A 21,072-nucleotide genomic window follows, 5' to 3' on the forward strand; every position below is an offset into this window, starting at 1 on the left:
CATTTGTAGTGCAACTACAGGTCTGTCGATAGGGAGTTTCGGGTGTCTGCCACTTCACCATCCAGTTATGACTGGCGCTACATCTTCAATATTGCACTGCGCCACCGCCGTGAGTTGATACTGGCCAATCTGATTGCCATCCTGGCGGCCACCTTGAGTGTGCCCTTGCCTCTGTTAATGCCGCTTCTGGTTGATGAGGTGCTGCTGGAGCAGCCCGGAGTTGTGGTTGCCACCGTCAACAACCTGTTTTCTGAATCCTGGCAGGGACCACCCCTGTACATTGGGTCGGTTCTGGTCTTGACGGTCCTGCTGCGACTGCTCTCTCTGGGGCTTAACGTGCTGCAGGCACGCCAGTTTACGATCATCTCCAAGGATGTGATCTATCACATACGCGCCGGTTTGCTCGAACGGTTGCAGCGGATCTCCATGGCCGAGTACGAAACGCTGGGCAGCGGCAGCGTGGCATCCCACTTTGTCACGGACCTGGATACGGTTGATCGCTTTGTCGGCAGTTCGGTTAGCCGCTTTCTGGTAGCTGTGCTATCGATTATCGGTACCGCCGTGATTCTGCTCTGGATGCATTGGCAGCTGGCACTGTTTATTCTGTTTCTTAACCCCTTTGTCATCTGGCTGACGATGGCCGTAGGCAAACGGGTAAAGCATCTCAAGGCGCGGGAAAATTCAGCCTATGAGCTGTTTCAGGGGGCTCTGACCGAGACTCTGGATGCGATCCAGCAGATCCGTGCAGCCAATCGTGAGCAGCATTATCTGCAGCAGCTGATTGAGCGCGCCAGACAGGTGCGCAATCACTCCTCCAGTTTTGAATGGCGTTCTGATGCTGCTAACCGCTTCAGTTTCATGTTGTTCATGGTCGGGGTGGATCTGTTCCGTGCCGTTTCCATGCTGATGGTAGTGTTTTCTGACCTGTCTGTGGGGCAGATGATGGCCGTTTTCGGTTATCTCTGGTTCATGATGGGGCCGGTGCAGGAAATTCTGGGCATGCAGTACGCCTGGTTTGGTGCGCGGGCAGCGCTGGAGCGGGTCAATCGATTGCTGGCTCTGAATCTGGAGCCGCGATATCCACAGCTAGAGAACCCCTTTGAGTCCCGCAAAACGGTTTCCATCAGTCTGCGTGATGTTCATTTCAGTTATTATCCGGGGCAGGAGGTGCTGCGCGGCATCAGCCTGGATATTCCGGCGGGGCAGAAGGTGGCGCTGGTCGGTGCCAGTGGTGGCGGCAAATCCACGCTGGTACAGGTGCTGCTTGGGTTGTATCCACCACAGCAGGGTGATGTCTGTTTTGATGGGGTTTCGGTGCAACGGATCGGGTTGGAGCGGGTGCGTGAGCATGTCTCCACGGTACTGCAGCAGCCGGCTCTGTTTAACGGTTCTGTACGTGATAACCTGACGCTGGGGCGTGACATTTCAGATGATGCTCTATGGCAGGCGCTGGATGTTGCCCAGTTGAAAGACTTTGTCATCGGGCTGGAACAGGGGCTGCATACCATGGTGGGGCGTCAGGGAGTTCGGCTTTCCGGCGGCCAGCGCCAGCGTCTGGCGATTGCGCGTATGGTGCTGACCGATCCGGCGGTGGTCATTCTCGATGAGGCGACCTCGGCTCTGGATACCCAGACCGAGTTTGCCCTGCATCGGGCCATGTCCGAGTTTCTCAGTGGCCGTACCACCGTGATTGTGGCGCATCGCCTCAGTGCGGTACGTCAGGCGGATAAGGTCTATGTCTTTGAAGATGGAAAGGTTATCGAACAGGGCAGTCATGATGAACTGCTTGACCAACAAGGGCTGTATGCGAAGCTTTATGGTCAGCGCCAGCTCTGAAATGAGGAAGGTCGATGCGGCAGCGCTTTGAGTGGCGTGGTGGCAATCGGGTCTCGCTGATGGTGGATGGGGAGTGCTTTTTCCCACAGATGCTGGAGGCTATTGAACAGGCCCACTCCAGCCTGAGGCTGGAGTTCTATATGGTCAGCTCAGGCAAAATTCTGGATCGATTCATTCAGGCGCTCACTGATGCGGTGTTGCGGGGTGTTGATGTTCGCTTGTTGATCGATGGTTTTGGCGGTCGACATCTGGCCCGGGCTGACCGTGAGCGGCTCCGGGCAGGGGGCGTTCAACTGGTCCTGTACAATCCGTTGCAACTGTCTAAATGGACTCGCAACTTTGCTCGTGATCACCGTAAGCTGTTATTGGTGGATGAGCATAAGGCATTCATCGGTGGAGCCGGTCTGGCCGATGAATACTGGCTTTCTCAACGTACGGGCTGCCCCTGGCATGAGATCATGTGCGAGGTTCAGGGGCCAGTGGTCGAGGATCTGGCGTGCCTTTACAACCGTCTTTGGTTGCGCTGTAGTGGCCAGGCGCTGTCTCCACCTTCTGCTCAGCCTGAAGTGGGTGATGCTCGAATGCGTGTAACCACCGTGCAGGGGCTGTACCAGCAGGATATTAAAGTTGCCTTTCTCAATCAGGTAAATGGTGCTCGACACCGTGTCTGGCTTGAAACCGCCTACTTTCTGCCCTCTCTGTCGATTCGCACGGCACTGCGTCGTGCGGCGCGACGAGGGGTGGATGTGCGCATGATCGTGGCGGGGCCTTACACAGATCAGTTCTGGGTCTATCATGCCTCAAAGCGTTACTACCGGCGTCTTCTCAATGCGGGTGTGCGAATTTACGAATATCAACCGCGCTTCCTGCATGCCAAGGTGGGGTTGGTTGATGACTGGGTATCATTGGGGTCCTGTAATCTCGATCATTGGAACCTGCGCTGGAATTTAGAGGCTAATATAGAGATAGAGAACCCTGAGCTGACGGCTCAGGTGGAACAGCTGATCAATGTCGACATGGAGCAATGTCACGAAGTGACAGCTGAAGAGTGGTCACGTCGCCCATGGTATCGCAAGGCGAAAGAACTTGTCTGGGCACTGTTGAGTCAACTGGTATTGAAGATCAGATAACGGAGAGTGTCATGAATAAAGCCATTATTCTAACGACCGTGCTCACTGCCAGTCTTTTGAGCGGGTGCGCCCAGCAGGGGCTGTATGGCACAAGCTACAGTCGTGATCAGGTGCGTCAGGCTCAAACAGTTCAATATGGCACTATCGAGTCAGTGACGCCGGTGGTGATCGAAGGACGTGACGATGGCGTTGTGGGTGCCGGTACCGGTGCTGTTGTTGGCGGTATTGCCGGCAATCAGATTGGTGGCGGCAGTGGGCGGACTTTGGCCACGGTGGTCGGGGCTGTTGCCGGTGGTCTGGTGGGGCAAAGAATCGAAAAGTCTGCCACGACCCGGCAAGGACAGGAGTTGACCATCCGCCTGGACTCTGGCCGTGTGGTCTCTGTCGTACAGGAAGTGGATAACGGACAGTTTTTCCGTCCGGGTGATCGTATCAGAGTGCTGGGGCAGGGCAGTTCACTGCGTGTGACCTACTGAAGCACAGGTAAATATGGCCGGGCGCTGCGCCCGGCCTGCCCGCGGATCAGTGAACCGAAATCATTTTTCCGGGGCGTGGAAATGCAGGTAGAGGTCGATCAGGACTTCAGGGATCTGCACGCACATCTCTTCACGTAGCGCACGGTCTTGGCTGATGTCACGGATCTCTTCGTCTTCAAACAGGTCTGAGGCCACCATAATCGGCAACAGCAGGCCTGCTACGGTTTCTTCATCCGCACCGAACCACTGTTCTTCCTTCAGGAACACGCCCTCCATAAAGGATTGGGCCCAGATGGTCAGCTCGGTCAGCTCTTCGTCATCTTCAGGTTCAAGACTCAGTTCGCAGGGGAGCAGAATCTCCTGATCGTTGTACAGGTCGTTGCCGATGGTCTGGTACAGCTTGCGTAGCAGTGCCAGAATTTCGGTTTTTTCTTCAGCATTGGCCCATTCGGGTTCACCGTCGAACAGCTGTTCCAGCCACTCGGATTCGGCAACGGGTTCGGGGCTGATGTTCAGGGCGCAGAGAAAGCCGTGGGCGCCGATCAGGTCCAGGGCTTCGTCGGACACGGCATCAGAGAACAGAAATTCCTCCAGACGGTCCAGTTCCTCTTCGGTAATCAGGGCAGGCATGTTCGCATTCATGGTTCACAGCATCCGCAAGTTCAGGTCAACGGATGATTCTACCCTGAAGCGTGCCCCGGGGGTATGGCTGTGGATGACTTCATGCCAGTGATCGCGGATAATGCCGGCCATGATAGAGCGCGCCCGACAAATACTGGCCGATGTATTCGGCTTCGAGTCCTTTCGCCACCCGCAGGAAGCTGTGGTTGAAACCCTGATAAATGGCCGCGATGCACTGGTGGTAATGCCCACGGGGGGCGGCAAGTCACTCTGCTATCAACTGCCGGCACTGGTACGCGAAGGCTGTGGGGTCGTGATTTCGCCCCTGATAGCCCTGATGCATGATCAGGTCAGCGCCCTGTCACAACTGGGCATACGTGCCGGCTGTCTCAACTCCGCCATGACCCTTGATGAGCTGCAGCAGACTGAAGCGGCTTTGCGCAACGGTCAACTCGATCTGCTCTATGTTGCCCCCGAGCGCTTGCAGCAGCCGCGCACTCGTCAGCTGCTGAGTCAGTGTCGTGTGGCACTTTTTGCCATCGATGAAGCCCACTGCGTATCTCAGTGGGGGCATGACTTCCGTCCCGAGTACATGCAACTGAACGAATTGCGTGAACTGTTTCCCGGGGTGCCGCGCATTGCGCTGACGGCAACCGCTGATGCACGTACTCGCCAGGAAATCATCGATCGGCTGGCATTGACCGACGCCGCTGCCTTTGTCTGTGGCTTTGACCGCCCTAACATTCGTTACCGTATCGGCCAGAAGGACCGGGCACGGGAGCAGTTACTGCGTTTTATCCGCGATGAACATCCGCAGGATGTGGGTGTGGTGTACTGCCTGTCACGTAAGCGGGTAGAGGAAACCGCCGCCTGGCTGTGCGAACGTGGCTTCAATGCGTTGCCTTATCACGCCGGGCTGGACGCAAAACTGCGCCAGCATCACCAGCACCGCTTTCTGACTGAAGAATCGATCATTATGGTGGCCACCATCGCCTTCGGCATGGGGATCGACAAGCCCAATGTGCGGTTTGTGGCGCATCTTGATCTGCCGCGTTCAATCGAAGCCTACTACCAGGAAACCGGACGCGCCGGCCGGGATGGTCTGCCGGCGAATGCCTGGATGGTGTATGGGCTGCAGGATGTGATTTTTCTGCGCCAGATGCTGGAAGGTTCGCAGGCGGAAGCGGCCCAGAAGCAGGTCGAGCGGCAGAAGCTGGAAGCGATGCTGGGGCTGTGTGAAATCACCACCTGCCGGCGTCAGGCCCTGTTGAGTTACTTTGGTGAAAATGCACACCAGCCTTGCGGCAACTGCGATACCTGTCTGGAGCCGGTACCGGTCTGGGATGGTACTGAAGCGGCACGCAAGGCCCTGTCGGCGGTGTACCGCAGCAGTCAGCAATATGGGGTCAACTACGTCATCGATATCCTGCGTGGCCAATCCAGTGACAAAACTCGCCAGCGTGGGCATGAGCAGTTGTCAGTATGGGGCATCGGCAAGGACCTGGATCAACAGCAGTGGCGTTCGGTATTTCGGCAGCTGGTGGCGCGGGGTTACCTGAATGTGGACCCGCAAGGGTTTGGTGTACTGCATTTGAGTGATCGTTGCCGGCCGTTACTGAAAGGTGAGGAAACGCTGGAACTGCGCCGCGATTTGAAAGTGTCCAGTGCTGCCGGCAAGCGCACGGGCGGCAGCCGTTCCTCGGCCACGCAGCAGAAACTTGATCCGGCCGAGCATCGTCTCTGGGAAGCGTTGCGCGCTCTGCGGCGCCAATTGGCTCAGGAGCAGGATGTACCGCCCTATGTCATCTTTCATGATGCAACCCTGATGGAGATGGTGCTGTATCGACCGCTTACCGGAGAGCAGATGCGTCGTCTGAGCGGAGTGGGAGAACGCAAGCTGGACCTGTATGGTCAGCCCTTCCTGGAGTTGATTGCCGAATTTCAGGATGAGCCCTCCAATAGTCAACAGGCACAGGCGGAAGAGTCACTGCTTCTGTATCGCTCCGGCATGACTGTTGAGCAGGTGGCGCGGCAGCAGAAGCTTTCAATCAATGTCATCTATGGTCACTTGGCCCATGCGATCCGCGAGCGCAAGATCAGCGTAGACGAGGTGATTGAGCTGCCAGCCGGTGAGCGCGCTGAAATCGAGAAAACCATGCTTTTTTGTCAGCAACAGTTTGGTGATTCACTCAAGGCGGTACATGAGGCGCTGGCAGGGCAGTATGAGTACGGCCTTTTGCGCTGTATTCGGCAAGGGCTGAGTATGTGAGCGAGCTGCTGCTGAATCCTCTGGGGCTGTTTCTCAGTGCGCTGATCTCATCCACTCTACTGCCCGGTGGTTCTGAAGCCCTGTTGGCCTGGCTGGTTGCTTCCGGCGAGCATTCATTGTGGTTACTGCTACTTATGGCAACCGTTGGCAATGTGCTGGGCAGCCTGATTACCTGGGGCATGGGGTACTGGGTAGCGCATCGTTTTCCTCTGCGTGCGTTGGACAAGCCCGAGCATCAGCGTGCCAGACACTGGATCGAGCGCTATGGAGCGCTGGTGTTGCTGCTGGCCTGGCTGCCAGTGGTGGGTGACCCGCTTTGCTTCGTGGCTGGCTGGCTTAGGGTCAATCTGTTTGCCAGTCTTGTCGCCATTACACTGGGCAAGCTGCTGCGCTATGCTGTCATCATCGGAATTTTCAGTTGAGATTCGGATGAGCAAAACGTCACTGCTATATGGTATCCAGCTGTTTCTGCTGTTGATTCTCCTGCTGCTGTTGGCCAACGTCTGGTTCAGCCGCAGCAACGAAGTCTGGTGGCATCAACCGGTGCGCCTTGCCATCTATCCGGTCAATGCGGATGGCGAAGCCTTGACCCAGGCCTGGATCGATCAGCTGCGCGTTGAGCAGTTTCAGGATATCGAGCTGTTTTTCAATCGTGAAGCTTCTCGATACCGTTTGCCGCTGGAGCAACCGGTACGGGTGCAACTGGCGCCACAGGTTGAATCCATCCCCCCTCAGGTTCCTGAGCACCCCAGCATTCTGGATGCGATCTGGTGGTCGCTCAAAATGCAGGTTTGGGTCGTATTCAATGACACTCTGTCGGATGATGAGGTCGATGCCCGCGTCTTCATGAACTTTCACCTGCCGCATAACGAGGTTGGTATGCGCCATTCGTTGGGGCTTCAGCGTGGGCTGATAGGACTGGTAAACGGTTATGCGGGGGTTGACTACCAGGGACGCAACAACCTGATTGCAACGCACGAATTCCTGCATACGCTGGGCGCCAGTGACAAGTACAATGCCGAAACGACCGAACCACTCTGGCCGGATGGCTATGCCGACCCGACCAAGGTGCCGTTGTTTCCACAAACCCGAGCCGAAATCATGGGCGGCAGGGTGCAGGTATCGCCGGGCTGGGCGTTGCTGCCACCCAGTCTGGAGCATGTGGTGGTGGGAGCGGCGACCGCGATTGAGATTAATTGGCTTGCGGCTCCGGCCGAGCCACGTTCTTGACCCCTGCAGTCCCCTGTAGGACAATCCGTCTTCTGCATTCAGGATTTGGAGGATAATTAGCGGGTTTATCGCGGTTTTTGGCGTTTTTTTACGCCCTTTTTGCTGCTTTTCGTGTGTGCAATCTTTCTTGTGCAAATGCCCGTTACAACGGACCTTTGTCCTCTTGGTGGCTGGTGTCATGGCCACTGCTTCTGGATGCTCCCATTCATCTGTTTTACACACAGTTGCTTCAGGCTTTGAAGCTGACTGTTGAATCCTATCAAGCTTGCAAGGGAGCCCATGAATTCACAAACGCCTATCAACCTAATCCAGGCCACCGAGGCCGATATAGCCCCCGCTTTTAAAGTCTACACGGCCCGTCATCTGGCGCAGATTCCGCAGTTGCAACGACTTCCATCCCAACTCAGGCATGAGATGGAAGTGGTTGCATCCGTTCTGCCGTTTCGAGTCAATAACTATGTGATCGATCAACTTATCAACTGGGATGATGCGATCAACGACCCCATGTTTCAGCTAACCTTCCCTCAGCGCGGCATGCTCAAGCCCGAGCATTATGAGGCGGTGGAGGCGGCGCTGGAAGCAGGTGACAAGACCGAGATCAAGCGCGTGGTCGATGAGGTACGTCAGGCGTTGAATCCGCATCCGGCGGGTCAGCTGGAACAGAACATTCCACGAGTGAACGGCGAGCCGGTCAACGGCATCCAGCATAAGTATGGCCAGACCGTATTGTTCTTCCCCAGCTCCGGTCAGGTCTGTCACAGCTACTGCACTTTCTGTTTCCGCTGGGCGCAGTTTGTCGGTGACCAGTCACTGAAAATCGCGGCCAAGGAATCAGGGCAGCTGTGTGATTACCTGCGAGAACACCCTGAAGTGACCGATGTACTGATCACCGGGGGCGATCCCATGGTGATGAAAACCAAAAACCTGCGTGCCTATCTGGATCCACTGCTGGAACCGGAATTTGACCATATCCGCACTATTCGTATCGGCTCCAAGGCACTGACCTTCTGGCCTTACCGCTTTGTCACGGATGAGGACAGCGATGACTTGATGGCACTGTTCCGTGACATCATCGCCGCAGGAAAGCATTTGGCCTTTATGGCGCATTACAACCACTGGCGCGAGATGGAAACCGATATTCACCGTCAGGCGGTGGCACGCATCCGTGAAACCGGTGCACATATCCGCAGCCAGGGCCCACTGCTCAACCACATCAACACCGAAGCAGATGACTGGGCAAGAATGTGGCAGACACAGGTAGAGATGGGTATTCAGCCGTACTACATGTTTGTCGAGCGTGACACCGGTGCTCAGCACTACTTCGAAGTACCGTTGGCACAGGCCTGGAACACCTACCGTGATGCCATGAAACAGGTTAGTGGTATCGCCCGTACCGCACGCGGCCCGTCCATGTCAGCGACACCGGGCAAAGTCGAGATTCAGGGCGTGACTGAAATCAATGGTGAGAAGGTGTTTGTGCTGCGCTTCATTCAGGGTCGCAATCCGGATTGGGTGCAGCGTCCGTTTTTCGCCGCCTACGATGAAAACGCCACCTGGTTGAACCATCTCAAGCCGGCGTTCGGTGAAGATAAATTCTTCTTCGAAGAGTAATCGATCTGTTGTGAACATCAATAAAAGGCTGCCTACAGGCAGCCTTTTACGTTCAAGGCCACAAAAACTGCGCGGTTTCTGGCATAATGCGCCGCTTCATTAACAGGAGGGTCGATCATGTCAATCGAACAGGCGCTGCAGGCTCGCAGCGAATCCAAGTGTGAACTTTGTGGCGCAACCGAAGATCTGGCGGTGTTTGCGGTTCCTCCATCCTCGGATAACAGTGTCGATCAGTCTGTCCTCCTGTGCGACACCTGCCGCAACCAGATCGACAATCCGGAGCAGATGGATGCCAACCACTGGCGCTGCCTCAACGACAGCATGTGGAGCCAGGTGCCGGCGGTACAGGTTCTGGCCTGGCGCATGCTCAACCGTCTGCGTGGTGAGGGTTGGCCGCAGGACCTGCTGGACATGATGTATCTGGATGACGAAACACTGAGCTGGGCTCAGGCGACAGGTGATCACTTGTCAGACGACGAAGTTGTACGTCATCTGGACAGCAATGGGGTGGTACTTGAGGCGGGTGATACCGTTACCCTGATCAAGGATCTGAACGTGAAGGGCTCAAGCCTGACGGCCAAGCGCGGTACTGCAGTGCGCAACATCTCACTGGTCCCGGATAACCCCGAACACATCGAGGGGCGGGTTGAAGGTCAGCAAATCGTGATTTTGACCAAGTTCGTCAAGAAACAGAAGTAACCCGCCTGCACTGGACTCATCCGGACCACTCTGTCCGAATGAGTCCAGGGTTTTAGATCGAAAAGCGCTTCAGCAACTCTTGCTGTTCATGGGCGTAACTGAGTAGCTCACGACTGCTGCCGGACGCCTGACGTGCGCCTTCGGTTGTTTCGCTGGCGGTGGTATTCAGACCGTTCAGCGTACGGCTGACTTCTTCGACTGCATCGGTTTGCTGGCGTGCTGCCTCTGTAATCTGTGTACTCAGGCTGCCAATATGGGCGATGGCGGCATTGAGAGAATCCAAAGAGGTTTGAGAGGCATGGGCGTGTTCTACACAGCTTTGCGTCTGGTGGTAGCTTGATTGCATCACGCTCACGACCTGCGTAATGTTTTTCTGCATATTTTCCACCATCTCCTGAATCCGCCCTGTGGAATTCTGGGTTCGACTGGCCAGCTCGCGCACTTCATCGGCGACTACCGCAAAGCCGCGACCATGCTCACCGGCTCTGGCAGCCTCGATGGCGGCGTTCAGTGCCAGCAGGTTGGTCTGTTCAGCGATATCCCGAATGGTAGACAGAATACTGTCAATCTCCGAGCCGTAGCTGGCAAGCTGATCACTGACGCTGACTGCCTGTTGTATACCACTGGCCTGCAGTTCGATGCTTTGCAGGGTTTCACGGACATTATCTGTCAAGCTGACACTAAGGGACTCGCATTCATTGACGGCATCCAGTGTGGTATGACTGTGATTGGCCACTTCGGCCACACTGCTGGAAATTTCGGTAGCGGCGGATGCCGTTTGATGCAACTGGTCACTTTGATGAGCCATCGCCTGCGTGGTCTGCTCACTGATGGCTGAGTTCTGGCTGGCAACGGATGCAAGATGCTCAGAACCACGGGTAATAGTGGTGACGATTTCGCGCAGGCCCTTGACCACATCGTTGAGGGCTTCGCCCAGCTCACCGAACTCATCCTTGCGCTGATCATCAAAGCTGATACGAAGATCACCCTGACGCAGCCGTCCCAATTGCTGACGGATCTCGGCCAGGGGTTTACGCAGCGCGTTAATGGTCAACAGCGCTATCACGATCGCCAGTACGATGGCGGCGGAAGCGATTATCAGGATAACCGTATTGCTCAAAATAATCGCCTGTTGTCCTTTCTGACGGGTATCGGCTGCCAGTGTACGCGCTGCCTCGACCATGCTGGCAGACTCTTTGCTGGACGCTTCCATCAAGGCTGACAACTGTTCCAGCGTTTGGGTCAGTTCAATATCAGCGGCGGTAAGCTGGTTATACAGCGACAGTACGCCATCATCACCGTAAAAAGCGGTTTCAAGATTTTGCACCAGCGGCTCGACCTGGTTGGCGCGGGGTTCAGCTTCAGCGAAAAACTCATGTGCCTGGACCAGGCTGGCTCGATTATCTTTGGCATCACTGCGCAAGCGTTCGATATCCTGATTGCGCTGGTAATTGAACAGCATGAATCGGTAGCTGTTGGCTGCGCGGGTGACGGAGCGGATGCGCAATATGCCTTCATCGCTGGTTGCTGTGGAAAGGTAGTTGCGTGCCCAGCTGGCAAGGGCATCATTCTGAGTCATGAACTTGACTGAGATGTCACTGACTGCCGCCTGCAGTCGCCGCTGTTCCTGGTGGAGTGCGAACAGTTTTTCCGACAGGCCTTTAAGCTCTACTGCATTATTGCGAATCCGCTTTACAATGGGGGCCAGTTCGGTGTGGTTATCAAGCCGAAGCTGGAGTTGATCCAGCTGCTTACTGAAACGGTCGAAGCTGGTGTTGAACATCTCTCGATAGCTTTCAAATCGCTCCGGCTGGCGCTGAGCCAGGGCACCGTAAAGATCCGTGGTTGAGTTACCCAAAGCAAGTGTCTGGGCGTAGCTGTCATCAACCAGTGGCAACACGTCTTCCGTGACGGCACTCAAGCCGGCACTGACGGTTCGGCTACCGTAGAGTCCGCCAGCACCGACCAGCATGATGAAGACGACCAAGAGGCCGAAACCGATGGCAATACGTTGTGTTATATAGATTTTCATGCCGTGACCCAGATTCTTGTTATTGGTGGGTTTTTACTTAGGGTATTTGCTTATTTGGAAGCTGTAAACCTGTAAATTGTCTGTCACCAAATACAGTCATTGTGCAGCAGGTCAATAACCCTGTCTGAATACGTTTACACTGACTGTCAGGCACGATTTAATGACTGCTGGAGACAAAAACCGTTAAAGTCCGCGGTTCGTCAGGGTTAGCCCAACGATTCACCGATGCTGCCAGCCCCAGAGGAAGGTAAAGATGTTCAAATATTCTCCCGATACAAAATCGATGCGCTACCGCGCCGGCAAACTGCTGGAGCGGTTACTCGAGCTGGTTGGCATGCGTTCGCTCGATGCCCAGTTCATGTTTTCCTATGTGATCATCTTTGTGCTGACTGCAGTGATTGGCGCTGCCGTTTACCTTTCTGACAATACAGATGCATCCGCAATCAATGTGGCGGGCGCCCAACGCATGCTGAGCCAGAAAATGGCCAAGGAAGTGCTGCTGCTGTCTCAGGATGTCGGGGATCGCAGCGGAGTAACAAAGACCATGAATGCGTTTGAAAGCGCACACCAGGCATTGCTGAATGGCTCTGCCGAGCGAGGTATCAAGGCTGCGGAGGATGCAGAGATCCGTTCTCGGCTGGAGCAGGTGGGCACACTCTGGAACAGTTATCGTGCAACGCTGAACCAGTATCTGCAGCAACCGGATACTGCCTTGTTGCCAAAGCTGGAGCAGCAGTCACTGACACTGCTCAAGGAAATGAACAACACCGTTGGGTTGATGGAATCCAAAGCACTGGGACAGCAGAAATTGCTGCAGCAAATCGCGCTTTGGGTAACCGCTCTGGTACTGCTGTTGATCGTGATGGGCCGTTCTTTTGGCCTGACAGTCATGTTCCGTCAGATCAAAAACCTGCGTGACCATCTGCGGGTACTGGCGCAGGGCAATTTCTCGATTCCGATTGAAATCGATAACCCGAGAAACGAGGTAGGTCAAAACTATACTGCCTACAACGAAATCATCCTCGAAATCGGCGAACTGTTGCATCAGGTAACTCAGACTGCAGGGCGTATCAGTACAGGGGTGGGGCAGGTGAACTCGGCGTTGTCGGACACCGACCGTGGTGTGACCAATCAGCAGTCGCAAATTGATCAGGTAGCGGCAGCGGTGACCGAAATGGCGTCCACGGTGCAGGAGGTGGCTCAGAGTGCATCCAGCGCCGCGTCCTCGGCCGAGGCGGCCAAAGACTCTGCCAAGGGTGGCCAGCAGCTGGTGGCACAGGTTAGCGATCAGATCGGTGGTGTGGCGGATCAGGTACGTCACTCCGGTGAGGTCATTCGTGAACTGGCGAAAGACTCAGAAGAGGTCAGCCAGATTCTGGATGTGATTACCGGTATCGCCGAGCAGACCAACCTGCTGGCACTGAACGCCGCCATTGAGGCTGCTCGCGCCGGTGAGCAGGGGCGTGGTTTTGCCGTAGTAGCTGATGAGGTTCGTACGCTGGCTCAGCGTACCCAGGAATCAACTGAAAATATTGCACGGATCGTTGAGCGGTTGCAGAAACAGTCGACCTCAGCGGTACACTCAATTGAAACCAGTCAGCGTATGGCCGAAGAGAGTGTGGCGCAGGCTGAAGAGGCGCGCAGTGTCATTTTGAGAATCGTGGATGCGGTGGGCGTCATCACCGACATGAACACCCAGATCGCTACCGCTGCCGAAGAGCAGAGCCAGGTGGCACACGATATGGATCGCCATATTACCGGTATTGCGGATCAGGCGCGCAGAACCTCCGCGTATTCAAAGCAGTCGGTTGAGGTGACCAGCCAGATCAGTGGTTATGTGGAAAGTTTGTTGAAGGAAGTCAGTCGGTTTGAAACCAATGTACAGGGTATCGACCTGGGTGCTGCCAAGGCGGCCCACCTGTCCTGGAAAACACGGCTGCGCAGCTTTCTGGATGGCAAGTCAAGCCTGACAGAGAAAGAGGCCGTATCGCATATGGATTGTGCTTTCGGTAAGTGGTACTACTCGGAAGGCAAAGAGAAATATGGCAGCCTGCGCGAATTCACCAGCATTGAATCACCGCACGAGAAGCTGCATGCACAGGTGAAGGAAGCGATTCGGTATCGTCAGGCCAAAGAGTTTGATCGTGCTGAAAACTGCTACGATCAGGTTGCGGCCATCTCTGCCGAAATCGTACAAAAGCTGACGGCGCTGGAAGACAAGGTGCAGCAGCGTAAGTAATAGATAAACTTGGCTGAGGTGAAATGCCCCGCACTGCGGGGCGTTTACGTTCTGGAAAAGGGTTGCTCGCTCAGGCTTTCACAACCCAGAAATTGGTGGATAGTTGCTTCAGGTTGCGTGACAGTCCTGCCATCTCTTCGGCCGACAGCTGTGTCTGCCGGCCATCGCTGAGGTTGTTTTGTGCCACATCACGGATCAGTCCCACGTTGCGCTCGATCTCACCGCTGACACTGAGTTGCTGCTCCACGGCAGAGGCAATCTGCGTGTTCATGTCCGTAATCTGATTTACCGCTGCGGTAATCTCCTGCAGTGCGTCTGCAGCCTGCAGTGCCCTCTCAACGGTGTGGCGGGCCTTGCTCTGACTCTGACGCATGGCATCGGTCGCGTTGCGAGAGCCGAGCTGCAGGCTTTCCAACAGCGTTTGGATTTCACCGACCGACTCCTGGCTGCGTTGTGCCAGATTGCGAACCTCTTCGGCTACCACGGCAAAACCACGTCCATGTTCACCGGCGCGGGCGGCTTCGATGGCGGCGTTCAGTGCCAGCAGGTTGGTTTTTTCGGAGATGCCGGTGATGACTTCCAGAATGCCATGGATGTTATCGCTGCTGGTCGCCAACTGGTCAATAACGCCAGTGGCATTTTCGATTTCGTCAGTCAGAGACAGGATCGCTTCGCGTGCATCGGCCATGACGGCCTGACCGTTACTGGCGCAGGTATTGGAGCCCTCTGCACTGACCGCTGTCATCTGTGCATGACGTGCGACCTCCTCGATACTGGCGACCATCTGGGTGACGGCCGAAGCGATCTGTTCCGTTTCCGATTGCTGGTGGTTCAGTCCCTGGCTGCTGCGCTCAACGGCGGATGCCAGCCGTTCGGCATTCTGACCCAGCTGCTCGGCACAATCATTAATACGTCCGGCAATTGCACGGGCTTCTGAGCGCAGACGGAACAGAGCGAACTTTAGCTGGCCGGCTTCATCGTCGCGGCCGGTGTAGATACGCCGTGCCAGTGCATCATCAGAGACGCTTTTGCGTGTCTGCTCAATCACCTGGTGGATAGGCTGTATGATCAGCATAGACAGCAGGCTTGCCAACATGGCGGCAATCACAATCGCTGCAGTGCCATCGGTGCCGGCAACACCCGATTGGTGCAAACCCAGTGCCGCCAGTGTCGCCAGTATACCGGCCCCCAGCAGTCGCCAAGGCAGCCGTATGCGGCTGGCCAGGCTGGGCTTGAACTCTTTTCCGGCCGACAGGCGAGCATATAGTTGACTGGCTCTGGCAATCTGTTCTGGCTCGGGACGGGTACGCACCGACTGGTATTCGATGACCTTGCCATCCTCGGTGATCGGCGTGACGTACGCGCTGACCCAGTAGTGATCACCGTTTTTGCAGCGGTTTTTCACAATTCCCATCCAGGAGTTGCCGGTCTGTACCGTATCCCACAGGGACTGGAAAGCAGCCGGGGGCATGTCAGGGTGACGTACGATGTTGTGGTTTTTGCCCAACAGCTCATCCTGGCGAAAGCCACATATCGTGATGAAGTCCTGATTCACGTAGGTCACCTGACCTTTAAGGTCGGTGGTGGAGAGAATGTTGGTGTTGTTGGGGAACTCAACCTCGCGGTCGGTAATGGGCAAATTCTTTTTCATGGCACCTGTTATCCTTATTATTGCCGTATGGTCCCTCACGAACCTCCGACTCACTATAGATTACCTACAAACTGTGTGCCAAATAATTCATGTATAAAAAAAGCGGCTTCTGTAAGCCGCTTCTGTACGTGTTGTTTGTTGTACGTTGATCAGTCTTTGACCACATCCACGAAGTACGCATCTCTGCCGTTTACCTGCTCACGTACGAGGCCATGAACATCGGTCTCGAAGCCAGGGAAGCGAGAGTTGAAATCGCGTGCAAACTGCAGATAGCGCACGATGGTCTTGTTGAAGCGTTCGCCCGGTACCAGCAGCGGGATGCCCGGTGGGTAGGGGGTCACCAGCATCGCAGTGACGCGGCCTTCGAGGGCGTCGATGGAAACCCGCTCTACCTCACGGTGCGCCATTTTAGCCCAGGCATCAGCCGGTGTCATGGCCGGTTCGATGTTGGACAGGTACATTTCGGTGGTGATGCGAGCCACATCATACTGCTTGTAGACGTTATGAATCTCGGTACAGAGATCACGCAGGCCAACGCGCTCATAGGTGGGGTGACGCTGGGCAAATTCGGGCATCACACGCCACATGGGCAGGTTCTGGTCGTAGTCATCCTTGAACTGCTGAAGTTCGGTCACCATCGAGTTCCAGCGGCCCTTGGTGATGCCGATGGTGAACATGATGAAGAAGGAGTAGAGGCCGCTTTTCTCAATGATAATGCCGTGCTCAGCCAGATATTTGCTGACGATGGCGGCTGGAATGCCGACTTCGTCGAACTCGCCTTCAAGATTTAGCCCCGGTGTAATGATGGTAGACTTGATCGGGTCCAACATGTTGAAGCCAGAGTCGATCTTGCCAAAGCCGTGCCAATCATCGTTGTCATGGATGATCCAGTTGTCACGGTCTCCCAGGCCTTCCTCAGCCTGCACATCCGGCCCCCAGACCTTGAACCACCAGTCGTCTTCGCCAAACTCCTCGTCCACCTTGTGCATGGCACGGCGGAAATCGATCGCTTCAAGCAATGATTCTTCCACCAGAGCCTTGCCGCCCGGGGGTTCCATCATGGCAGCGGCCACGTCACAGGATGCAATGATCGCGTACTGCGGGCTGGTAGAGGAGTGCATCAGGTAGGATTCGTTGAAACGGTGGGTATCCAGCTTTCGGCTGGTGCCGTCCTGTACCAGAATCTGGGAGGCCTGCGACAATCCTGCCAGCAGTTTGTGAGTGGATTGGGTCGCAAACACCAGCGTTTCGTCCGAGCGTGGACGATCCGGCCCGATGGCATGCATGTTGTGATAGAACTCATGGAACGATGCGTGCGGCAGCCAGGCCTCATCGAAGTGCAGGGTGTCGATGGTATTGCCCAGCATCTCCTTGATCGTTTCCACGTTGTAAACGATGCCGTCGTAGGTGCTCTGGGTAATGGTCAAGATACGTGGCTTTTTGTTCTTCGCCTCGCGGGCAAAGGGGTTGGCTTCGATCTTCTTGCGGATGGTTTCAGGGTCGAATTCACTTTTGGGAATCGGACCAATGATGCCGTAGTTGTTGCGGGTCGGCATCAAGAACACTGGGATCGCACCGGTCATGATGATCGAGTGCAGAATCGACTTGTGGCAATTCCGGTCGACTACGACGATGTCACCCGGCGCTACGGTAGAGTGCCACACGACCTTGTTGGACGTGGACGTGCCGTTGGTGACAAAGAACAGATGATCGGCATTGAAGATGCGTGCGGCATTGGACTCACTGGCTGATACCGGGCCGGTGTGGTCCAGCAGTTGGCCCAGCTCTTCTACTGCGTTGCACACGTCGGCGCGCAGCATGTTTTCACCGAAGAACTGGTGAAACATCTGGCCTACAGGGCTTTTCAGAAAGGCAACACCGCCTGAATGGCCGGGGCAGTGCCAGGAGTAGGAGCTGTCACTGGCGTAGTCCATCAGCGCCTTGAAGAAAGGCGGGGCCAGGCTTTCCAGATACTTGGTCGCTTCGCGAATGATGTGGCGGGCCACGAACTCGGGTGTGTCCTCGAACATATGGATGAAACCATGCAGCTCGCGCAGGATATCGTTGGAGATATGGCGTGAGGTGCGGGTTTCACCGTAGAGGAACACCGGAATATCAGCGTTGCGCTTGCGCACCTCACCGATGAAGTCACGAATTGATTTCAACGCCTTATCCACATCTTCATCGGAGCCGGAACCGAACTCCTCGTCATCGATGGACAGGATAAAGCAGGAGGCCCGACTGGCCTGCTGTGCGAATGATGTCAGGTCACCGTAGCTGGTAAATCCGACCACTTCCATGCCTTCGCGACTGATCGCTTCAGCCAGATCCCGGATACCGGAACCTGAGATGTTTTCGGAGCGGAAATCTTCGTCGATGATGACGACGGGGAAACGAAACTTCATGCACACATCCTGCAGGTTGAGGGCGGTTCCTAAGAGTTCAGGTCAGCAATTGTAGCAGTGGCAGGGTCAGAGTAAAGCTACATCAACGGTCCTGCTGACCGGCAACTGATGGACGCCTGGCCATCTGGTTAAGCCACTTTTGCAGGTTTGGCAAACTATCATCGACCTGTAGTTCCAACCGAGGCAGAAAGCGGCACAGGACCCACAACGTGATATCGGCGATACTGAAATGCTCTCCTGCAACCCATGAGTGGGTACTCAACTGCTGATCCACAACAGGCAGAAATGCGTTTACCCTTTTTTGTGATTCCTCTCCCCAGCTTTTGACACAGTTTTCCCGGTCACTGAAGAACCCTGTCAGGTTGCGAAATGCTTGAAAAGCGGGCACTAAACCCTGTAACTCTACTATCCGCTGCCACATTTCAACGCGGGCCTGCTCCAGTGGCGTATCGCCAAACAGAGCCTTGTCGTTGGGTGTAATGGCGTCAAAGTAGCGACAGATTGCAAGGCTTTCGCAGATACAGGTGCCATCATCGAGCTCCAGCACCGGAATCAGCCCATTGGGCGCTTTCTGTAAAAACGTCTTGGTACGGTTTTCGGCGCCTTTGGTATCAACCTGTTGGCGTTCCACTTCGACTCCCAGTTCTTTGAGAAAAATGGCAACACGCAGAGCGCTCGGGGTGGCAGAGTTTTCAAGCAGTTTCATGTTGGGCCTCTGTATTGTTGTTATTTGGCAATAATTAAAACTGTTCACGACACGGGTTCTGGTCAACACTATCGCCCACATACAATTTATGCCAGATGCATTTTATTCAGGCGAGTCAAAATACAACTCGCTGTCGGGAGTTAATCTAAATGATCGTTCGCAAGCGCCCGGGCGCCATCGGCCTGATGCTGGCCTGGAAAGGCTCGGTTGTACCTCATGTGTTGCCTCATATCATTCTGGTCGGGCTGTTCGCTCTTGCCGTTACCTGGGGCATGAGGCGGCATTATCTTGATGGGGTTGTCGAGTACAGCCTGTTGCCGTTTACTCTGATCGGTATAGCCCTGTCGATACTGCTGAGCGTGCGCAATACCGCAACCTATGACCGTTGGTGGGAGGCCAGAAAGCAGTGGGGGCACATGGTGTATGAAGTGCGCAGCCTGGCGCGTGCCAGTGGTATCTATTTGGCAGACGGAGAGCGTCGACACCTGCTGTCATGTGTACTGGCGCACAGTCACCTGTTGCGGGGTCAACTGCGTGGCGAAGATGTACGTGATGATCTGCCACCGGACCTGCCGGCTGAAGTGATCAATATGGCGCTTTCGAAACGCAATCCGGCGGAGTTCATGCTGCAGCAGGCGGGGTTACAGGTTGCTCAGGCGCTGCAGTCGGGACAGATCGATACCATCGCGGCGGCGGCCCTGGATCGTCACCTGCATGAGCTGGCAGGGATTCAGGCTGCATCTGAGCGGATTGCGCATACACCCTTGCCTTTTGCCTACACACTGTTGGCACATCGGACAGCCTATATTTACTGTTACCTTCTTCCGTTTGGGTTGGTCGGTGCCGCTGGCTGGTTTACCCCGGTGTTTTGCGCCATCGTGGCCTACACGTTTTTTGGGCTGGACCGACTATCCGAGCAACTGGAATTCCCTTTCGGGCGTGAAAGTAATGACCTGCCATTGGATGCAATATGCCGCATTCATGAGATCAGTGTGGCTGAAGCTCTGGGGGATCCTGCACCGGAACTGCTGCGACCGGTGGATTACCAGCTGCAGTAGAATCCAGGCAGGATTAGAGTACAGCGTATCCGGAGGTCGGATTTATTCCTCGAACTGAGTTTGCTCCCCGCAGCAAGGCGCCTCCTTTTCCGAGTGAAAAACGTGGTTGTGGACCCTTTGCATGCAATGACGTAAGTACTGGATCAGTTCAGCGTTGTGTGGCTGGTTGTCGTGACAGAAATAATAGGAGATGGGCGTTTTCGGGTAAAAAGGCTTGATACAAAGGTCCGGTCGTCGCCAGTGGGCCGAAGCCGGGTGTACCAACCCTGCACCGAAACCAGCTGCAACCAGATTAATGACAACGGAGGCCGTGGTGCCGTTGATGGTAAACCTGGGGGTGCTTCCAAACTGTCCAAAAAGTTTGGTTTGCAGAGCGCTGCAGTGATCATCCGGGTTGTAATCAACAAAATCCAGTCCATCCAGATCACGGGCGTGGACTCCCTCCTGATCAGCAAGCGGGTGTCCCTGGGGCAGGATCAACACTAGGGATGAGCTTAAAATCGGTTCAGCCGTGAAGGATGGGTGGTCAATCGGCGTTGCCACTACGCCCACGTCAAGCTTTCTGTTGATCAGCATCTCCTTAATGGCCGGTGTATTGCCAATTACCAGTGACAGCTCGATGTCGGGATGTTCCTGGCGGAAAATTCTACATATTTCAGCAGAATACTGGCTAGCCAGAGCGGGCAGGAAGCCAATGGCGAAGCTTCTGCTCCCGTTATTTTTTAGCTGCTGAACCTTGCGGCTGAGGCCGGACAGTTCGGAAAAAACACGGTCACTTTGGTCAAACAGCTTTAATGCGTCAGATGTGGGCTGCAGGCGACCCGAGCTCCGTTCAAACAGTGTCAGGCCGGTTTGCTCCTCCAGGGCGGCAATCAGCTTGCTGACCGCTGACTGGGTGATATACAGGCTGTCTGCTGCGCGACTGACAGCCCCATGCTTGATGACCGCTCTGAATGCTTCCAGCTGGCGGATATTGAAGGTTTCTCGCATTGTTCCCTGCGCTTTACAGAATATTAAAAAGGTATTCCCATATGGAATATGTTGTTAATATTAATTCAATTGATAATCATTATCAATGCTGTGAGAATCGCCGTTCCTGAAGGGATGAA

Annotated in this window: 16 protein-coding genes; 10 read left to right on the plus strand and 6 right to left on the minus strand. The window is 55.2% G+C overall.

The window, feature by feature from the left end; translation table 11 throughout:
• Positions 1–42 precede the first annotated feature (42 nt).
• From ACAM29_RS01505 to ACAM29_RS01515, 3 genes are read left to right on the plus strand one after another with little or no spacing between them, the layout of a single operon-like run.
• Positions 43–1,836, plus strand: coding sequence for an ABC transporter ATP-binding protein (locus ACAM29_RS01505; protein WP_206835157.1), 1,794 nt, complete (start codon positions 43–45; stop codon positions 1,834–1,836).
• A 14-nt stretch (positions 1,837–1,850) separates the two neighbouring features.
• Entirely contained in the window at positions 1,851–2,966 is a 1,116-nt protein-coding gene (locus ACAM29_RS01510; RefSeq protein WP_369622961.1) for a phosphatidylserine/phosphatidylglycerophosphate/cardiolipin synthase family protein, read from the plus strand.
• Positions 2,967–2,977: 11 nt separating this feature from the next.
• Positions 2,978–3,442: a glycine zipper 2TM domain-containing protein gene (locus ACAM29_RS01515; RefSeq protein ID WP_091825056.1), complete on the plus strand. Its 465-nt coding sequence runs from the start codon at positions 2,978–2,980 to the stop codon at positions 3,440–3,442.
• Between the two features lie 60 nt (positions 3,443–3,502).
• Here the strand turns inward: ACAM29_RS01515 and ACAM29_RS01520 are convergent, their stop codons facing one another.
• The gene (locus tag ACAM29_RS01520; RefSeq protein WP_369622962.1) at positions 3,503–4,072 is read right to left on the minus strand and encodes a YecA family protein; all 570 of its coding nucleotides are present in this window, start codon (positions 4,070–4,072) and stop codon (positions 3,503–3,505) included.
• Between the two features lie 121 nt (positions 4,073–4,193).
• Here ACAM29_RS01520 and recQ point away from each other — a divergent pair, with 121 nt between their 5' ends.
• From recQ to ACAM29_RS01545, 5 genes are all read left to right on the plus strand, one after another.
• The gene (gene recQ / locus ACAM29_RS01525; protein WP_369622963.1) at positions 4,194–6,332 is read left to right on the plus strand and encodes a DNA helicase RecQ; all 2,139 of its coding nucleotides are present in this window, start codon (positions 4,194–4,196) and stop codon (positions 6,330–6,332) included.
• Positions 6,329–6,754: a YqaA family protein gene (locus ACAM29_RS01530; protein ID WP_369622964.1), complete on the plus strand. Its 426-nt coding sequence runs from the start codon at positions 6,329–6,331 to the stop codon at positions 6,752–6,754. Before recQ ends, ACAM29_RS01530 begins: the two co-directional genes overlap by 4 nt.
• 7 nt (positions 6,755–6,761) lie before the next feature.
• Entirely contained in the window at positions 6,762–7,562 is an 801-nt protein-coding gene (locus ACAM29_RS01535; protein WP_091825061.1) for a hypothetical protein, read from the plus strand.
• A gap of 279 nt (positions 7,563–7,841) precedes the next feature.
• Positions 7,842–9,173 (plus strand): KamA family radical SAM protein, encoded by a 1,332-nt coding sequence (locus tag ACAM29_RS01540; protein WP_369622965.1) that lies wholly within the window; start codon positions 7,842–7,844, stop codon positions 9,171–9,173.
• Positions 9,174–9,290: 117 nt separating this feature from the next.
• Complete coding sequence (locus ACAM29_RS01545; RefSeq protein WP_369622966.1) at positions 9,291–9,872, plus strand: PhnA domain-containing protein; 582 nt, start codon at positions 9,291–9,293, stop codon at positions 9,870–9,872.
• A 52-nt stretch (positions 9,873–9,924) separates the two neighbouring features.
• Here ACAM29_RS01545 and ACAM29_RS01550 read toward each other — a convergent pair whose 3' ends face one another.
• Complete coding sequence (locus ACAM29_RS01550) at positions 9,925–11,904, minus strand: methyl-accepting chemotaxis protein (protein WP_354407161.1); 1,980 nt, start codon at positions 11,902–11,904, stop codon at positions 9,925–9,927.
• 253 nt (positions 11,905–12,157) lie between these two features.
• On the opposite strand from ACAM29_RS01550, the gene ACAM29_RS01555 reads away from it, so the two are divergent.
• Complete coding sequence (locus tag ACAM29_RS01555; protein WP_206835138.1) at positions 12,158–14,143, plus strand: methyl-accepting chemotaxis protein; 1,986 nt, start codon at positions 12,158–12,160, stop codon at positions 14,141–14,143.
• 70 nt (positions 14,144–14,213) lie between these two features.
• Here the strand turns inward: ACAM29_RS01555 and ACAM29_RS01560 are convergent, their stop codons facing one another.
• The 3 genes from ACAM29_RS01560 to ACAM29_RS01570 form a co-directional block, all read right to left on the minus strand.
• Positions 14,214–15,794: a PAS domain-containing methyl-accepting chemotaxis protein gene (locus ACAM29_RS01560; protein WP_369622967.1), complete on the minus strand. Its 1,581-nt coding sequence runs from the start codon at positions 15,792–15,794 to the stop codon at positions 14,214–14,216.
• Positions 15,795–15,943: 149 nt separating this feature from the next.
• Complete coding sequence (locus ACAM29_RS01565) at positions 15,944–18,199, minus strand: arginine/lysine/ornithine decarboxylase (RefSeq protein WP_091825075.1); 2,256 nt, start codon at positions 18,197–18,199, stop codon at positions 15,944–15,946.
• Between the two features lie 82 nt (positions 18,200–18,281).
• Complete coding sequence (locus ACAM29_RS01570; protein WP_091825077.1) at positions 18,282–18,905, minus strand: glutathione S-transferase family protein; 624 nt, start codon at positions 18,903–18,905, stop codon at positions 18,282–18,284.
• 149 nt (positions 18,906–19,054) lie between these two features.
• On the opposite strand from ACAM29_RS01570, the gene ACAM29_RS01575 reads away from it, so the two are divergent.
• Positions 19,055–19,963, plus strand: a complete 909-nt coding sequence (locus tag ACAM29_RS01575) for a bestrophin family protein (RefSeq protein ID WP_369622968.1) — start codon at positions 19,055–19,057, stop codon at positions 19,961–19,963.
• Between the two features lie 42 nt (positions 19,964–20,005).
• On the opposite strand, the gene ACAM29_RS01580 is transcribed toward ACAM29_RS01575, so the two are convergent.
• Positions 20,006–20,953: a LysR family transcriptional regulator gene (locus tag ACAM29_RS01580; protein WP_369622969.1), complete on the minus strand. Its 948-nt coding sequence runs from the start codon at positions 20,951–20,953 to the stop codon at positions 20,006–20,008.
• Positions 20,954–21,072: the final 119 nt, after the last annotated feature.

Source organism: Marinobacterium sp. BA1, from assembly GCF_041155135.1.
In the GTDB taxonomy this organism is placed as follows: Bacteria; Pseudomonadota; Gammaproteobacteria; order Pseudomonadales; family Balneatricaceae; genus Marinobacterium; species Marinobacterium iners.

Excerpts from the sequence above, each read along its gene's own strand:
- ACAM29_RS01580 (WP_369622969.1), bottom strand. The coding sequence starts at position 20,953 with ATGCGAGAAACCTTCAATATCCGCCAGCTGGAAGCATTCAGAGCGGTC.
- ACAM29_RS01555 (WP_206835138.1), top strand. The coding sequence starts at position 12,158 with ATGTTCAAATATTCTCCCGATACAAAATCGATGCGCTACCGCGCCGGC.
- ACAM29_RS01510 (WP_369622961.1), top strand. The coding sequence starts at position 1,851 with ATGCGGCAGCGCTTTGAGTGGCGTGGTGGCAATCGGGTCTCGCTGATG.
- ACAM29_RS01535 (WP_091825061.1), top strand. The coding sequence starts at position 6,762 with ATGAGCAAAACGTCACTGCTATATGGTATCCAGCTGTTTCTGCTGTTG.
- ACAM29_RS01545 (WP_369622966.1), top strand. The coding sequence starts at position 9,291 with ATGTCAATCGAACAGGCGCTGCAGGCTCGCAGCGAATCCAAGTGTGAA.
- ACAM29_RS01560 (WP_369622967.1), bottom strand. The coding sequence starts at position 15,794 with ATGAAAAAGAATTTGCCCATTACCGACCGCGAGGTTGAGTTCCCCAAC.
- ACAM29_RS01565 (WP_091825075.1), bottom strand. The coding sequence starts at position 18,199 with ATGAAGTTTCGTTTCCCCGTCGTCATCATCGACGAAGATTTCCGCTCC.
- recQ (WP_369622963.1), top strand. The coding sequence starts at position 4,194 with ATGATAGAGCGCGCCCGACAAATACTGGCCGATGTATTCGGCTTCGAG.
- ACAM29_RS01575 (WP_369622968.1), top strand. The coding sequence starts at position 19,055 with ATGATCGTTCGCAAGCGCCCGGGCGCCATCGGCCTGATGCTGGCCTGG.
- ACAM29_RS01540 (WP_369622965.1), top strand. The coding sequence starts at position 7,842 with ATGAATTCACAAACGCCTATCAACCTAATCCAGGCCACCGAGGCCGAT.
- ACAM29_RS01520 (WP_369622962.1), bottom strand. The coding sequence starts at position 4,072 with ATGCCTGCCCTGATTACCGAAGAGGAACTGGACCGTCTGGAGGAATTT.
- ACAM29_RS01550 (WP_354407161.1), bottom strand. The coding sequence starts at position 11,904 with ATGAAAATCTATATAACACAACGTATTGCCATCGGTTTCGGCCTCTTG.
- ACAM29_RS01570 (WP_091825077.1), bottom strand. The coding sequence starts at position 18,905 with ATGAAACTGCTTGAAAACTCTGCCACCCCGAGCGCTCTGCGTGTTGCC.
- ACAM29_RS01515 (WP_091825056.1), top strand. The coding sequence starts at position 2,978 with ATGAATAAAGCCATTATTCTAACGACCGTGCTCACTGCCAGTCTTTTG.